This is a genomic window from Pantoea dispersa (genome assembly GCF_014155765.1).
GTDB lineage: Bacteria > Pseudomonadota > Gammaproteobacteria > Enterobacterales > Enterobacteriaceae > Pantoea > Pantoea dispersa.
On record NZ_SCKT01000001.1, the window covers coordinates 641,990 to 657,052 of the forward strand.

The 15,063-nt window shown below is 59.1% G+C and carries 17 protein-coding genes; all 17 read right to left on the minus strand.

The window, feature by feature from the left end; translation table 11 throughout:
• Nucleotides 1-26: 26 nt before the first annotated feature.
• The 17 genes from nagZ to plsX all read right to left on the minus strand — a co-directional run bounded on the left by nagZ (nt 27) and on the right by plsX (nt 15,060).
• Nucleotides 27-1,070 carry a beta-N-acetylhexosaminidase gene (gene nagZ / locus H7K56_RS03070; RefSeq protein WP_150360953.1) on the minus strand — a complete coding sequence of 348 codons (1,044 nt, stop codon included), beginning with the start codon at nt 1,068-1,070 and terminating at the stop codon, nt 27-29.
• Nucleotides 1,071-1,085: 15 nt separating this feature from the next.
• On the minus strand, nt 1,086-1,901 hold the full coding sequence (gene thiK / locus H7K56_RS03075) for a thiamine kinase (RefSeq protein ID WP_058780745.1): 816 nt from the start codon (nt 1,899-1,901) through the stop codon (nt 1,086-1,088).
• Nucleotides 1,888-2,484 (minus strand): penicillin-binding protein activator LpoB, encoded by a 597-nt coding sequence (gene lpoB, locus H7K56_RS03080; protein WP_021506395.1) that lies wholly within the window; start codon nt 2,482-2,484, stop codon nt 1,888-1,890. Before lpoB ends, thiK begins: the two co-directional genes overlap by 14 nt.
• 10 nt (nt 2,485-2,494) lie before the next feature.
• A complete protein-coding gene (locus H7K56_RS03085) occupies nt 2,495-2,860 on the minus strand; it encodes a YcfL family putative periplasmic lipoprotein (RefSeq protein ID WP_021506396.1) in 366 nt (121 codons plus the stop codon).
• An 18-nt stretch (nt 2,861-2,878) separates the two neighbouring features.
• On the minus strand, nt 2,879-3,229 hold the full coding sequence (gene hinT, locus H7K56_RS03090; protein ID WP_021506397.1) for a purine nucleoside phosphoramidase: 351 nt from the start codon (nt 3,227-3,229) through the stop codon (nt 2,879-2,881).
• A 333-nt stretch (nt 3,230-3,562) separates the two neighbouring features.
• Nucleotides 3,563-4,996 carry a PTS glucose transporter subunit IIBC gene (gene ptsG, locus H7K56_RS03095; protein ID WP_021506398.1) on the minus strand — a complete coding sequence of 478 codons (1,434 nt, stop codon included), beginning with the start codon at nt 4,994-4,996 and terminating at the stop codon, nt 3,563-3,565.
• Nucleotides 4,997-5,282: 286 nt separating this feature from the next.
• Nucleotides 5,283-6,074: a metal-dependent hydrolase gene (locus H7K56_RS03100; protein ID WP_021506399.1), complete on the minus strand. Its 792-nt coding sequence runs from the start codon at nt 6,072-6,074 to the stop codon at nt 5,283-5,285.
• 17 nt (nt 6,075-6,091) lie between these two features.
• A complete protein-coding gene (holB, locus tag H7K56_RS03105) occupies nt 6,092-7,081 on the minus strand; it encodes a DNA polymerase III subunit delta' (RefSeq protein ID WP_150360954.1) in 990 nt (329 codons plus the stop codon).
• The gene (tmk, locus tag H7K56_RS03110; protein WP_150360955.1) at nt 7,078-7,713 is read right to left on the minus strand and encodes a dTMP kinase; all 636 of its coding nucleotides are present in this window, start codon (nt 7,711-7,713) and stop codon (nt 7,078-7,080) included. The genes holB and tmk overlap by 4 nt, the downstream gene beginning before the upstream one ends.
• Nucleotides 7,703-8,722: an endolytic transglycosylase MltG gene (gene mltG, locus H7K56_RS03115; protein ID WP_150360956.1), complete on the minus strand. Its 1,020-nt coding sequence runs from the start codon at nt 8,720-8,722 to the stop codon at nt 7,703-7,705. The genes tmk and mltG overlap by 11 nt, the downstream gene beginning before the upstream one ends.
• On the minus strand, nt 8,719-9,531 hold the full coding sequence (gene pabC / locus H7K56_RS03120) for an aminodeoxychorismate lyase (RefSeq protein ID WP_150360957.1): 813 nt from the start codon (nt 9,529-9,531) through the stop codon (nt 8,719-8,721). Before pabC ends, mltG begins: the two co-directional genes overlap by 4 nt.
• 123 nt (nt 9,532-9,654) lie before the next feature.
• Nucleotides 9,655-10,896, minus strand: a complete 1,242-nt coding sequence (fabF, locus tag H7K56_RS03125) for a beta-ketoacyl-ACP synthase II (RefSeq protein ID WP_058759473.1) — start codon at nt 10,894-10,896, stop codon at nt 9,655-9,657.
• Nucleotides 10,897-10,981: 85 nt separating this feature from the next.
• The gene (acpP, locus tag H7K56_RS03130) at nt 10,982-11,218 is read right to left on the minus strand and encodes an acyl carrier protein (protein ID WP_010617251.1); all 237 of its coding nucleotides are present in this window, start codon (nt 11,216-11,218) and stop codon (nt 10,982-10,984) included.
• Nucleotides 11,219-11,371: 153 nt separating this feature from the next.
• Entirely contained in the window at nt 11,372-12,106 is a 735-nt protein-coding gene (gene fabG / locus H7K56_RS03135; RefSeq protein ID WP_021506405.1) for a 3-oxoacyl-ACP reductase FabG, read from the minus strand.
• 10 nt (nt 12,107-12,116) lie between these two features.
• The gene (gene fabD / locus H7K56_RS03140) at nt 12,117-13,049 is read right to left on the minus strand and encodes an ACP S-malonyltransferase (RefSeq protein ID WP_059010440.1); all 933 of its coding nucleotides are present in this window, start codon (nt 13,047-13,049) and stop codon (nt 12,117-12,119) included.
• 16 nt (nt 13,050-13,065) lie between these two features.
• Nucleotides 13,066-14,019 carry a beta-ketoacyl-ACP synthase III gene (locus H7K56_RS03145; RefSeq protein ID WP_021506407.1) on the minus strand — a complete coding sequence of 318 codons (954 nt, stop codon included), beginning with the start codon at nt 14,017-14,019 and terminating at the stop codon, nt 13,066-13,068.
• Entirely contained in the window at nt 14,020-15,060 is a 1,041-nt protein-coding gene (plsX, locus tag H7K56_RS03150) for a phosphate acyltransferase PlsX (RefSeq protein WP_150360958.1), read from the minus strand.
• Nucleotides 15,061-15,063 lie beyond the last annotated feature (3 nt).

Genomic DNA, 15,063 nt, shown 5'->3' on the forward strand with positions numbered 1-15,063 from the left:
GTGGAGTGAGATCCGGGCAGCGGCGATTATCTGCCCGACGCTTTGTGCGCCAGCCAGCGATCCTGCAGGTCACTGAGCTGACGGTGATTTTGCCGCCAGCGCTCGCTGGCCTGCAAACTCTGACGGTCAAAACGTCCCTGATGGTATAACTGCGTGACGCGCGTCGCCTGGATCGGCGTCAAATTATCCAGCACGCTCACCGCGCCAGCACGCTGATTGCACACCAGGATCATATCGCAGCCGGCATTCAGCGACTGCTGAGCCCGTTCCGCATAGCTGCCCATCACCGCCGCGCCCTCCATCGACAGATCGTCTGAGAAGATCACCCCGTTGAAGCCCAGCTCCTGCCGGAGCACCGTTTGCAGCCAGTAAGGCGAACCACTGGCCGGCAGCGGGTCCACTTCAGTATAGATAACATGCGCGGGCATCACCGCATCCAGCAGCTGCTCATCAATCAGCTGCTGGAAGATTGCCATGTCGTGCTGGCGCAGCGTGGCCGCATCGCGCGTGTCGCGCGGCGTCTCTTTGTGCGAATCCGCGCTGACCGCGCCGTGGCCCGGGAAGTGCTTGCCGGTGGTTTTCATGCCGGCTTCGTGCATGCCGTGGATAAATTGGCGCGCCATCTGCAGCGCAATCACCGGATCGGCGTGGAAAGCGCGATCGCCGATGGCCGCGCTGATGTGGCCGATATCCAGCACCGGCGCAAAGCTGATATCGATATCCATGGCGATCATTTCCGCCGCCATTTGCCAGCCGGCCTGCTGCGCCAGCTCGCCGGCGCGCGCCATGTCATGCAGCGCGGCGAAGGATTGCATCGCCGGCAGCTGAGTAAAACCGTCGCGGAAGCGCTGCACGCGCCCGCCTTCCTGATCGACCGCCACCAGCAGCCGGTTGCGCGACGCCGCGCGAATCTGGCGCACCAGCTCCGCCAGCTGCGCAACATCATGGAAGTTGCGGGCGAACAGGATCAGTCCGCCTGTCAGCGGATGTTGCAGAATTTCGCGCTCTTCGGCGTCCAGCTCGTAGCCTTCGACGTCCAGCATCAGCGGTCCGGGCGTTGTCATCGTCATGTTTCGGTTCCTGAATTAAAGATCCTGCCAGCTGGCCTGCGCCAGCCGTTGCAATGTTTGGTCATGGCTCTGCTCGGCGCGCAGCTGATACCAGCTGGCCATCAGCAGCTGCAGCCACGGCTGCCAGCGCCGGCTTTGACGCCGCAGCGCCGTGGCCGACAGCCGCGCCTCGGCGGCATAGTCGGTTATCCAGTAATCGTGTTCAGCGCCATCCACCGCGCCGATAGCGGCCAGCTCCAGCGCCACGTCGCCATCCGCAGCATATTCCCAGTCAATTAAACGCAGGCCATCCGGCGTGGCAATCAGATTGCCAGGGTGGACGTCCATGTGCAGCGGTGCCAGCCGCAGCGGCGACGGTTCGCCGCGCTGCAGCAACTGGTTTAAGCGCCGCTGCCAGCGCCAGTGCCGCTGCTGACACAGCTGCCAGTAGCGCTGCAGCAACGGTGCCAGCCGTAAGCGATAACCGGTCAGCGGCTGGTGATGCAGGCGCAGCAGCAGCGTCAGCACCGCTGCGCGCTGCGCGCTGAACTGATCCGGCGAAAGCACCTCGCCCGGCAGCCAGCGCTGCAGCAGCCACGGCGCCTGCCACGTCAGCGGCTGCGGCGCCAGCGCCGTAGTACGCAACTGACGCAGGATGCGGTATTCGCGCTGACGATCGACAAACGGGATGGGCTGCGACGGCGTCCGGCGCGCCAGCAGATCGCCCTGCTCGCTGCGTACCTGCACGCTGTTACCGCTCAGTCCTGGCAGCGCGAAAAAATGACCGGCAGCTTGCGCCGTCGGCCATTGTTGCTGAACCAGATGCTGCAGCCGGGGATCAGGGTTGTGCAACGCCGTTGCCCGACCAGATGATTTCGCCGGTCTGCACCAGCATCAGCTGCATTTGCAGCGCAGGGGCTTTCACATCGCCCTGCGCGTTGCTGTACAGCACATACTGCGCGTTGACGATGCGCGCCAGGCCAATCGCTTTGCTGCGCGAGTTGAGGCTATCCTCTGGCGACAGGCCGAGCGTTTGCTTCGCCTGATTAAGCTGATCGTTTGAGACCAGGCTGAACTTGCCGTTATTCGCCAGCGCGTTCTCAATCGCTGCCGTGGCTTTTTCCGTTTGCAGCGAGCCGTTGGTGCTGTTTTTGATGCGATCCACCAGCAGCACGCTGCCCGGATTGACGCCCGCCGACTGCACCATATTGGCGACTAACGGCTGGACGCTGGCGTTCCAGTTGATGGTTTTCAGTTTCGGCGGCTGCGGCACAGTTTGCGGCGGCGGCACTGGCTGCGCGGGCGGTTGTTCTGGCTGGGTTGGCGTGGTCGGCTGCGTCGGTTCAACCGGCGCCGGGGTTTGTTGTTTCACCACACAACCGGTGAGCATCAGCGCAAACAGTAGCGCGCCGGAACGTTGTACACTGCGAATCACAGGTTACTCCTCAAAGATAAAGATAGAGACGCACCTTGCTGGCGGTCGGGTTACCCATTTGCGAGGCCACTTCTACGCTGCCGTGCGCCGGTACGGTTTGAGTCTGCGCCGGCTCCTGCGGCTCAATCTCCAGCCCTTTGTCATCGTACCAGTAGAAACGATAGTGCACGGTGACCGGCGTTTCACGCAGATTTTGCAGCACGCTGGCAGCGCGTTGCTGGCCGTCTCGGCTGGTCAGCGCGGGCTCATCGGTGATGATGCCCGCCGACAGTACGGCAGACTCCATCACCAGCGACTGGGAGGTGTTGATCATCGGCTTATCGCTGCTGCAGCCCACCAGGGTCAGCAACAGCAAGCCGCTCAGCCATTGACGCATCACAAGGTCCGCCTGAGGTTAGATGGCCAGCATCGGGCCCAGCGGCTGTCCGCCGACCAGGTGCATATGAATGTGGTAAACCTCCTGCCCACCGTGACGGTTGCAGTTGATGATCAGGCGATAGCCATCTTCGGCGATGCCTTCATCACGGGCAATTTTTGCGGCGGCGGTCACCATGCGGCCCAGCGCCTGCTCATGCGCCGCCTGCACATCGTTGGCGGTCGGAATCAGTACATTGGGGACAATCAGTATATGGGTAGGCGCTTTGGGCGCGATATCGCGGAAGGCGGTGACCAGTTCGTCCTGATAAACCACGTCGGCGGGAATTTCGCGACGAATGATTTTACTGAAAATGGTTTCTTCAGCCATGGTGCAGTTCCTTAAGCCTGAGTTCAGTCAGGCAGTATGCGTGAGGAATTCCGTTTCTTTCAACCTCAGGACCACTTTTCTTCATTAAATGGCTGCCTTTGCATCACTTTTTCACGCTGGCGCGGCGCGGCGGGCGGTTTTTGGCGGCGGTAAAATAAAAAACCCCTCGGATGAGGGGTTTTGTCGCACCGAAGTTGCAGTGCGGTGAAGCGGCGGCAGAGGAGTAAAGCGTCCCGCGACAGGGATGTCGCGGGCCGAGCCCCAGGGATGGTTTTGGCGTCTTTACGATCTGACGCCGCTTCACCGCACCGGCCCGGCCTGCCGTCATGTCACTTACATACTGCGGATATAGTCATCCATCTCAGTTTTCAGGTTATCGGACTTGGTGCCGAAAATCGCCTGCACACCGGAACCGGCCACCACCACACCACGCGCGCCGAGGTTTTTCAGTTCAGCCTGATCCACCTTCGCTACGTCCGCCACGCTGACGCGCAGACGGGTAATACAGGCATCAAGGTTAGTGATGTTCTCTTTACCACCGAACGCCGTGACCAGCTTGCCCGCCATTTCACTGCCGGTCGCGCTGCTCTGCTCCATGGCCGTATCTTCACGACCCGGGGTTTTCAGATTCAGTTTTGCGATCAGCACGCGGAACACGGTGTAGTACACCAGACCGTAGATGATACCGACAATCGGGAACAGCCAGATTTTGCTGCTGTTGCCGCTCAGCACGATGAAGTCGATCAGACCGTGTGAGAAGCTGGTGCCATCACGCATGCCCAGCAGAATACAGATTGGGAACGCCAGGCCCGCCAGGATGGCGTGGATCACGTACAGGATCGGTGCCACGAACATGAACGAGAACTCGATCGGCTCGGTGATACCGGTCAGGAACGAGGTCAGCGCGGCGGAGATCATGATGCCGCCCACTTTGGCACGGTTTTCAGGTTTAGCAGAATGCCAGATGGCGATAGCCGCAGCCGGCAGACCGTACATCTTGAACAGGAAGCCGCCAGACAGTTTACCGGCAGTCGGGTCACCCGCCATGTAGCGCGGAATGTCACCGTGGAAGACCTGACCAGCCGCGTTGGTGAATTCACCAATCTGCATCTGGAAAGGAACGTTCCAGATGTGATGCAGACCAAACGGCACCAGCGCACGCTCAACTACACCGTAAATACCGAACGCCACCACCGGGTTCTGATAGGCCGCCCACTGCGAGAAGTCCTGAATCGCGGTACCAATAGGTGGCCAGATGAAGGACAGCACCACACCGGTGAAAATCGCGGTCAGACCGGAAATGATTGGCACAAAGCGCTTACCGGCGAAGAAGCCGAGGTATTCCGGCAGCTTGATGCGGTAGAAACGGTTGAACATGTAGGCCGCAATCGAACCAGCAATAATGCCGCCCAGCACCCCGGTATCGGCGAGGTGTTTGGCTTCGATCTCGGCTGCCGGCAGATGCAGCACCAGCGGCGCGACCACAGCCAGGGTTTTCACCATAATGCCGTAGGCGACCACGGCGGCCAGCGCCGACACGCCGTCGTTATTGGTAAAGCCCAGTGCCACACCGATCGCAAAGATCAGCGGCATGTTAGCAAACACCGAACCACCCGCTTCGGCCATCACGTGGGAAACCACTTCCGGCAGCCAGCTGAAGTTAGCAGAACCAACACCTAACAAAATACCGGCAATCGGCAGAACCGATACCGGCAACATCAGCGATTTACCTACCTTTTGCAGGTTCGCAAATGCGTTCTTGAACATAGAAGCTCCTGAGTATGAGTGCATTTTTTAGCGCAGTGCGCATGGCAAAGGGGGAGGATCCTTAGCCGGGGTGACGCTGAGCGTCTTTTGATTTATTACGAAGGGTAAAATAAATGACGACACGTTACTTTGACGGCTATCACGTTTCACCAAACACAGCGCTGAAATTTCAGTCATTTCTTACTGACTTGCTGCTATAAACAGCAATAAATCACTGCCTGCGCCGCGAAACACGCAGCGCAGATGAGTAATTTCAGATTAATTACAGAGTTTGAAATAAAGCGCGTTAGCCGCCGAGTCGGCTCATCGGCACCTTAAACAGGCGGGAGAAGTTTTCCGTGGTGGCGGCCGCCAGTGTAGCGAGATCGACGCCCTTCACCACCGCCATATACTCAGCCACGTCGCGGGTGAAGGCAGGCTGGTTTTCTTTGCCGCGATGCGGTACTGGCGCCAGATAGGGTGAATCGGTTTCAACCAGAATGCGATCCAGCGGTACATAGCGCGCTGCTTCGCGAATCTGTTCAGCGTTGCGGAAGGTCACAATGCCGGAGAAGGAGATGTAGAACCCAAGATCCAGCAGCTGCGCCGCCGTCTCTTTGTCTTCCGTGAAACAGTGCAGCACGCCGCCGCACCGCTCTACCTGCTCTTCACGCAGAATGGCCAGCGTATCCTCACGCGCATCGCGGGTGTGGACAATAATCGGCTTATTCAGCGCAATGCCGGTGCGGATGTGCTCACGGAACGAGGCCTGCTGCTGGGCTTTGGTCTCCTGCTGGTAAAAATAATCCAGCCCGGTTTCGCCCAGTGCAATCACCTGCTCTTCCGCCGCCAGACGGCGAAACTCTTCCACGTCATACGGCGTTTCCTGATTGAGCGGATGCACGCCGCAGGCCAGCGCGATGTTGTCACGATCGCCAACCAGCTGTTTGATTTTGTAGTAATCCGGCAGCGTGGTGGCAATCGCCAGCATGAATTTCACATCCCGCGCCGCCGCTTTGGCAATCACGTCATCCAGATCGCGGTGCTGGGTTTCATAATCAAGGCCATCAAGATGGCAGTGCGAATCAACAATAAACATAGATCTCTCTTTTACCCTTAACCGACCGTCGCGGGAGACAGCAAACGTCCCCAGGCAAGCAGACGGTCGGTCAGAATCAGTTCACGATTAAGCGCCGCCACGTGCAGCAGCTGCTCGCGACACTGCAGCCACTGCTGCACGCTCGCATTCAGCGCGCTGCTGCTGAACTGCTGCGCCAGCTGCGTCACCACGTCCGGGCGATCGCCATTACTCAGCCAGTTGCTGGCGCCCTGCTGCACCTTCATCGCATCCACCAGTAGCGAAAGCAGCCAGCCGAGGCGAATCGCCACATCGTCGCCGTTAAGCGCCGGCAACAGCTGCAGAATATCGCCGCTCAGTGCGCTGTTCAGGCTGTCGCACAGCGTTTGCCGTGCCTGCCAGCGGTCCGGCTGTAACAAGGCCAGCGCCGCAGCGGGTGCACCGTTGCTCAGACGCAGCGCCGCACGCAGAATCGCTTCCGGCTGCGGCTGCTGTTTCTGCAGCCATTGCAGGCTGTGCGTCTCTTCCGGCGGCGACAAATGCCATGTCATACAGCGGCTGCGCAGCGTGGCCAGCAGTCGCGACGGCTCGCGCACGCTGAGGAAAAACCAGCAGTTGGCGGGCGGCTCTTCCAGCGTTTTCAGTAGCGCGTTGGCAGCAGCTTCGGTCAGTTGCGCCGCATCCGGCAGCCAGACAATTTTCGCGCCACCCTGCTGGGCAAAATGGTACAGCTTCTCACTGACGTCGCGAACTGCATCAATGCCGAGCGAGGCTTTGCCCTTTTCCGCTTCCAGCCGATACCAGTCCGGATGGGTGTGCGCCTGCATCAGCTGACAGCCATGACACTCGCCGCAGCTTTTCAGTCCCTGCGGCTGCTGACACATCAGCCAGCGGCTGACGCCCCACACCAGCGCATCGTCGCCCATGCCGTCGATGGCCTGAATCAGCAGCGCATGATGTGCCTGTCCACTCTGATGGCGGGCAATGATCTGTCGGTATGGCTGGTTCAGCCACGGATACCAGTTCATGCCGCCTGACCCGCCAGCCACTGACGCAGCACGGTTTTAAGTGACGCTGTCACATTATCAATCGGCTGTGTCGCATCGATGGTTTTGATGGTCGGATCGGCAGCGGCCAGCGCCTGATAGCGTTCGCGTGTGCGGGTAAAAAAGTTCAGCGACTCCTGCTCAATGCGATCCAGTTCGCCGCGCGCCCGGGCACGCTGCAGGCCAATCTCCGGCGTGACGTCGAGATAGAGCGTCAGGTCGGGACGAAAATCGCCCAGCACCGCATCGCGTAGCGTGGTCATCAGCTGGGTGTCGAGCCCGCGACCACCGCCCTGATACGCCTGTGACGAAAGATCATGACGATCGCCCACCACCCAGGCACCGCGTGCCAGCGCCGGTTTGATGACGTTTTCTACCAGCTGCACCCGCGCGGCATACAGCATCAGCAGCTCGGCTTTATCACTCACCTGTTCGCCATCAATGCCCTGCTTCACCAGCACGCGCAGCTGTTCGGCCAAAGGCGTGCCGCCCGGCTCACGGGTAAAGACCACGTCTTTAATGCCCTGCTCATGCAGGACCGCAACCACCGCCTCACGCGCGGTGGTTTTGCCGGCGCCTTCCAGCCCTTCGATGACGATAAACTTACTTTTCATTTTTTTCCTTCATCGCCAGCCGGTAAACCTGCACGGCTTTATTATGACTGGCCAGATTGGTGGTAAAGGTGTGACCGCCTTTGCCATCCGCGACGAAATAGAGGTAATTGGTCTTCTCCGGATGGGCCGCAGCTTCCAGCGAGGCGCGCCCCGGCATGGCAATCGGTCCCGGCGGCAGACCGCTGATGGTATAGGTATTGTACGCGGTCGGAGTCTCAAGATCCTTACGCGTCAGCGTACCGGTATAGCTGTCGCCCATCCCGTAGATCACCGTGGGATCGGTCTGCAGTTTCATACCGGTGCGCAGTCGATTGATAAATACCGAGGCAACGCGCGCGCGCTCTTCACTGACGCCGGTCTCTTTTTCGATAATCGACGCCATGGTGACCATCTGCTGCGGCGTTTTATACGGCAGACTGGCCATCCGCCCCTGCCAGATCTCATCCACCAGCTTGTTCATGCGCGCGTGCGCCCGCTCCAGCAGTGCCACATCGCTGGTGTTGGCAGTATACAGATAGGTATCCGGATAGAAACCGCCTTCCAGTTGGCTGACATCAAGCTTAAGCGCGGCCGCAACGCTGGCAAATTCATCATCCGGCAGCGTGTGTTTAAGGTATGGCGCTTTACGCAGCTCAGCCAGCCACTCTTTCAGCCGGGAACCCTCGACAAAGCGCAGCGGAAATTGCGCCTCTTTGCCGCTGGCCAGCAGTTGCAGTAGCTGGCGCACCGTCATGCCGGTCTCAAGCCGATACGTCCCGGCTTTGAAGTTAGCCAGATCGGGCTCCAGCTTCAGCAACGGGCCAAACCAGATGCTTTGCTGAATGATGTGCTGGCTCTCCAGCTGCGCTTCCAGCACCACGCGACCGCTGCCGGCCGGCAGGGTGTACAGGGTTTCCTGGTGAATGGTTAATGGCGTCGCGGCAAAGCGTTCAATCTGCCAGTAGCAAAATGCGGCAGCCAGGCCAGCGATGACTACGGCGCCGGCAACCATTTTTTTCATTCGGGTCATGATGCTTCCATCGTCTGGCAACTGGCGAGCAGTTGCTGGTACAGCGTGCGTGCGGAAAAGGTGACGTCGTCAATTTGCCGCACGGGTAATACTGGCATCAGCGCGTTACAGATCACCACTTCATCAGCGCTCAGCACCGCCGTTCGGCTGGCCTCCACCTGCTGGCAGTCGTGACCGGCCTGGGCCAGCTGCGCCAGCAGATAACGACGCATGATGCCATCAACGCCGGCCTGCGCGAGGCGCGGCGTGAAAATGGCCTCACCGCTGCGCCAGAATAAATTGGCCGCACAGCATTCCACTACCGTCCCGGCGGTGTCAAGCACCAGCGCTTCGTCAGCGTCGCACGCGTCCAGCTGCTGGCGAATCAGCACCTGCTCCAGCCGGTTGAGGTGTTTGATGCCGGCCAGCAGCGGGTTCTGCGCCAGCCGCACCGGGCTGGTCACCAGCCGCGCGCCCTGCTGCTGCAGCGTGGCGTAGTGCTGTGGCCAGGGGGCGAGCGCGATGATACGCGTGGGTTGTGTGCAGCCGGCGCGACTGTAGCCGCGTCCACCCGCGCCGGGCGTCAGGATCACTTTGAGCACTGCTTCGCGCTGGCCCGCCGCCGCGCGGCGCATCTCTTCCGCCAGTAAGGCGCGATCCGGCGCGGCCATCAGCAAACGCTGGCAGCCGTCCTGCAGACGCTGCAGATGCGCCTCCAGCAGCTGGATACGGCCCTCTCTGACTGCCGCCGTGGTGAAACAGCCGTCACCAAACTGCACCGCGCGATCGCGGGCAGAGAGGGTGTCCTGTGCCACTCCGTTAATCCACATGCGCTTCTCCTCTGCCGCTGGCGTCAGCGTTGAATAGCACTGTGGCGCGTAACATTCCACGCCACTGCGTGACAAAATATAAAAAAGGCCCGCATTGCGGGCCTCTGTTCGGCTGGATAGCGCTTATACCTTGCGGAAGATCAGCGAGCCGTTGGTGCCGCCGAATCCAAAGGAGTTACACAACGTGTACTCCAGTCCGCTGACCTGGCGCGCCGTGTGCGGCACAAAGTCCAGATCGCAACCTTCGTCAGGATTGTCGAGGTTGATGGTGGGCGGAACCGCCTGGTCGCGCAGCGCCAGAATCGAATAAATCGCCTCTACCGCGCCCGCCGCACCCAGCAGGTGACCGGTCATCGACTTGGTCGAGCTGACCATCACGCTGTGCGCTGACGCACCAAACACCGACTTCACCGCCTGCGCTTCTGCTTTGTCACCGGCCGGCGTTGAGGTGCCGTGCGCGTTAACATAGCCAATCTGCGCCGGATCCAGTTGCGCGTCACGCAGCGCGTTAACCATCGCTGCGGCTGCACCTGAACCGTCTTCCGGTGGTGATGTCATGTGGTAAGCGTCGCTGCTCATGCCGAAACCAACGATTTCCGCATAAATCTTCGCACCGCGTTTTTTCGCGTGTTCGTACTCTTCCAGCACCACGATACCGGCACCGTCGCCCAGTACGAAACCGTCACGATCTTTATCCCACGGACGGCTCGCCGCCTGCGGATTATCGTTACGGGTAGAGAGCGCACGCGCCGCGCCGAAACCGCCCACGCCCAGTGGCGTACTGGCTTTCTCAGCACCGCCGGCCAGCATCACATCCGCGTCGTTATACGCGATGATGCGCGCCGCATGACCAATATTGTGCACGCCGGAAGTACAGGCGGTCGCAATCGAGATGCTCGGACCTTTCAGGCCGTACATGATGGTCAGGTGGCCAGCGACCATGTTAACGATGGTTGAAGGCACGAAGAATGGACTGATTTTGCGCGGACCACCATTGACCAGCGAAGTATGGTTATCTTCGATCAAACCCAGACCGCCGATGCCGGAACCGATAGCCGCACCGATACGTCCGGCATTCTCATCAGTTACGACCAGACCGGAGTCCGCCATAGCCTGAATACCGGCCACAACGCCGTACTGGATGAAGTCATCCATCTTGCGTTGATCTTTGCGCGAGATGTATTCATCGCAATTAAAATCTTTGACCAGACCCGCAAAACGCGTTGCGTAGGCACTGGTATCAAAATGGTCGATCAGGTTAATGCCGCTCTGACCGGCAAGGAGAGCACGCCAGGTAGACTCTACGGTATTGCCGACAGGAGACAACATGCCAAGACCGGTCACAACTACACGACGCTTAGACACGTTCGTCCTCCAGGGAGGGAAATAATGACGCTATGTGGGGCAAACATAAAACTCAGGCGGTCGAATGACCGCCTGAAGATATTCATTAACCTTTATGGTTATTGATATAGTCGATCGCTGCCTGAACGGTAGTGATTTTCTCAGCTTCTTCGTCTGGAATTTCAGTATCAAACTCTTCTTCCAGAGCCATTACCAGCTCAACGGTGTCAAGAGAATCTGCACCCAGGTCTTCAACGAAAGAAGCGCCGTTAACCACTTCGTCTTCTTTAACGCCCAGCTGCTCAGCTACGATTTTCTTAACGCGTTGTTCGATATCGCTCATACTATTTAATTTCCTATCAAAACTCGCTTTCGCGATGGTTTTCGTAGTGTATAAAATGTTGAAAAAGATGCAACAAAATCCCGGCTGGTCGAACCACGATTTTGCGTTATTCTGCGGTGTTTACCGCAGATAATGCAAATGATTTCGTGATTATCAGACCATGTACATGCCGCCATTGACGTGCAGCGTCTCACCCGTGATGTAGGCGGCTTCGTCAGAGGCTAAGAATGCAACAGCATTGGCAATCTCCTGCGGGTCGCCTAAACGACCTGCCGGCACTTCTGCCAGAATGCCCGAGCGCTGATCTTCGTTCAGTGCACGCGTCATGTCCGTCTCAATAAAGCCCGGAGCCACGACGTTTACGGTAATGCCACGTGACGCAACTTCTCGCGCCAGTGATTTGCTAAAGCCAATCAAACCTGCTTTTGCTGCCGCATAGTTTGCCTGACCCGCGTTACCCATGGTTCCAACTACCGAACCGATGGTAATGATACGGCCCACGCGCTTTTTCATCATGGCACGCATGACCGCCTTCGACAGGCGGAACACCGATGTCAGGTTGGTATCGAGGATATCCGCCCACTCATCGTCTTTCATGCGCATCAGCAGATTGTCACGCGTAATGCCTGCATTATTGACCAAAATGTCAACTTCGCCAAATTCGGCGCGAACTTTCTCGAGCACGCTCTCAATAGAGGCCGCATCGGTCACGTTCAGCAGCAGACCTTTGCCCTTGTCGCCGAGGTAAGCACTGATGGCTTCCGCGCCGCTTTCGCTGGTGGCAGTACCCACCACTTTTGCACCGCGTGCCGCCAGCGTTTCCGCGATGGCACGTCCGATACCGCGGCTGGCGCCGGTCACCAGCGCTACTTTACCTTCAAAGCTCATGATTTTCCTCTTATTCCTGGCCAGGCGCCGCAGCCAGTGACGACGGATCGTTCACCGCTGCAGCCGTCAGGCTGTCCACAATTCGTTTGGTCAGGCCGGTCAGCACTTTACCCGGACCGATTTCCAGCAGTTCAGTCACGCCCTGTGCAGCAATAAATTCAACCGCCTCAGTCCAGCGCACCGGGCTGTACAGCTGACGCACCAGCGCGCTGCGAATCGCCGCGGCGTCGCTTTCGCACTTAACGTCAACGTTATTGACCACCGGTACCGACGGCGCATTGAAGGTCACGCTTTCCAGCGCCACCGCCAGCTTATCCGCCGCAGGTTTCATCAGTGCGCAGTGTGACGGCACGCTGACCGGCAGCGGCAGCGCGCGCTTGGCGCCGGCCGCTTTACAGGCGGCACCAGCACGTTCAACCGCTTCTTTATTGCCGGCGATAACCACCTGACCCGGCGAGTTGAAGTTGACCGGCGAAACCACCTGGCCCTGCGCGCTTTCTTCACAGGCTTTGCGAATTGCCGCGTCGTCGAGACCGATAATCGCCTGCATGGCGCCCGTACCTTCCGGCACCGCTTCCTGCATCAGTTTACCGCGCAGTTCAACCAGCTTGATGGCGTCAGCAAAATTCAGTACGCCCGCACACACCAGCGCAGAGTATTCACCGAGGCTGTGTCCGGCCATCAGCGCGGGCTGTGCGCCATTTTTGCTCTGCCAGACGCGATAAATCGCGACCGAGGCTGCCAGCAGCGCCGGCTGGGTCTGCCAGGTTTTATTCAGCTCTTCAGCCGGACCCTGCTGGACCAGCTGCCATAAGTCGTAACCCAGCGCGTCAGAAGCTTCACGGAAAGTGGCTTCAACCTGTGGATTTTCCGCTGCCAGATCGGCCAGCATGCCGACGGTCTGCGATCCCTGTCCCGGGAAAACAAAAGCAATTTGCGTCATCTTGCGTTCCTGTCAATCAAAAGCGAACCAGCGCCGAGCCCCAGGTGAAACCGCCACCAAAGGCCTCGAGCAAAATCAGGTGTCCGGGCTTGATGCGGCCATCACGTACCGCTTCGTCCAGCGCGCTTGGCACCGACGCTGCCGAGGTGTTGCCGTGTCGATCCAGCGTCACCACCACTTTATCCATGCCCATGCCGAGCTTTTTGGCGGTGGCGCTGATGATGCGCAGGTTGGCCTGATGCGGCACCAGCCAGTCAAGCTGTTCACGATCGAGATTATTCGCCTGCAGCGTTTCATCGACGATATGCGCCAGTTCAGTGACCGCGACCTTAAACACTTCGTTGCCGGCCATGGTGAGGTAAGCCGGCTCATCCTGATGCGCGCGATCCTGGTACGGCAGCGTCAGCAGCTTACCGTAGCGGCCATCGGCATGCAGATGCGTGGAGAGGATGCCCGCTTCTTCACTTGCGCCGAGCACCACGGCACCCGCGCCATCACCAAACAGGATGATGGTGCCGCGATCGTCAGGATCGAGGGTGCGTGCCAGCACATCCGCGCCGATCACCAGCGCATGCTTCACCGCACCGTTTTTGATGTATTGATCGGCCACGCTCAGTGCATAGGTAAAACCGGCACAGGCAGCTGCGAGATCGAAGGCGGCGCAATCGTTGATTTCCAGCATCTGCTGAATCATGCACGCTGAGCTCGGGAAGGCGTGGCTGGACGAGGTGGTTGCCACGATGATCAGGCCAACGTCGCTGGCTGCCACGCCCGCCATCTCCAGCGCACGCTGGGCAGCGGTGAAGCCCATGCTGGCTACCGTTTCATCCGGTGCCGCAATGCGACGTTCACGAATACCGGTCCGGGTGACAATCCACTCGTCCGAAGTCTCCACCATTTTTTCCAGGTCCGCGTTGCTGCGAACCTGCTCAGGCAAATAGCTGCCCGTACCGATAATTTTGGTAAACATCTACGCTTTGTCACTCCTGGCTAATACAGCGTCAAGGCGCGCGGCAATTCTCTCGGGAACTTGCTTGCGCACCGCCTGCTCTGCCTGTTCTATCGCCACGGCAAACGCGCGTTGATTCGCCGCGCCGTGGCTCTTGATCACTGTCCCGCGCAATCCTAACAGACAAGCGCCATTGTACTGGTCGGGGTTGAGATGACCGAAACGTTTAGCCAGACGCTTTTGGATCCAGCGTCCCAGCCATTTCAGCCACCAGGCCCGTTTTTTTCCTTCACCTGACGATTTGAGCAGAGAAAGAAACATTCTTACCACGCCTTCCATGGTCTTCAACGTGACATTACCCACGAAGCCATCACAGACCAGCACATCCGTCTTGCCGGTGAGGAGATCGTTCCCCTCAAGGTAACCAATATAGTTGATCTGCGGCGAGGCCCGCAGCACCGCCGATGCGGCGCGGATCGTCTCCAGCCCCTTCGTCTCTTCCTGACCGATGTTGAGCAGCGCGACGCGCGGCTGGCTGATTTCCAGCACTTCTTCCGCCATCACCGCACCCATCACTGCAAACTGCACCAGCATTTCACTGTCGGAATCGACGTTAGCGCCCAGATCCAGCACCACCGTCTTGCCGTGCTGCTGATGCGGCAGCACGGTCATCAACGCCGGACGCTCAATGCTATCCAGCGGCTTCAGTAATAATTTTGCCAGGCCCATCAGCGCACCGGTATTGCCGGCACTGACGCACGCCTGCGCTTTCCCCTCTTTTACCAGCTCTAACGCCACGCGCATGGAGCTGCCGCGGCTGTTACGAATCGCCTGCGAGGGTTTGGCATCACTTGCAATAACCGATTCGGCAGGGATTACCTGCACACGCCCCAGTAACGAGGAATCCGCTTTGGCAAGAAATGACGAGATGATGTCGGGATCGCCGACCAGAAGAAGAACCAGCTGCGAATGAGAGGCCAGTGCCTGCAAGGCTGCAGGCACTGTCACGCAGGGACCGAAGTCCCCGCCCATGGCATCAACTGCCAGGGTCAAACGTGTCAAGGT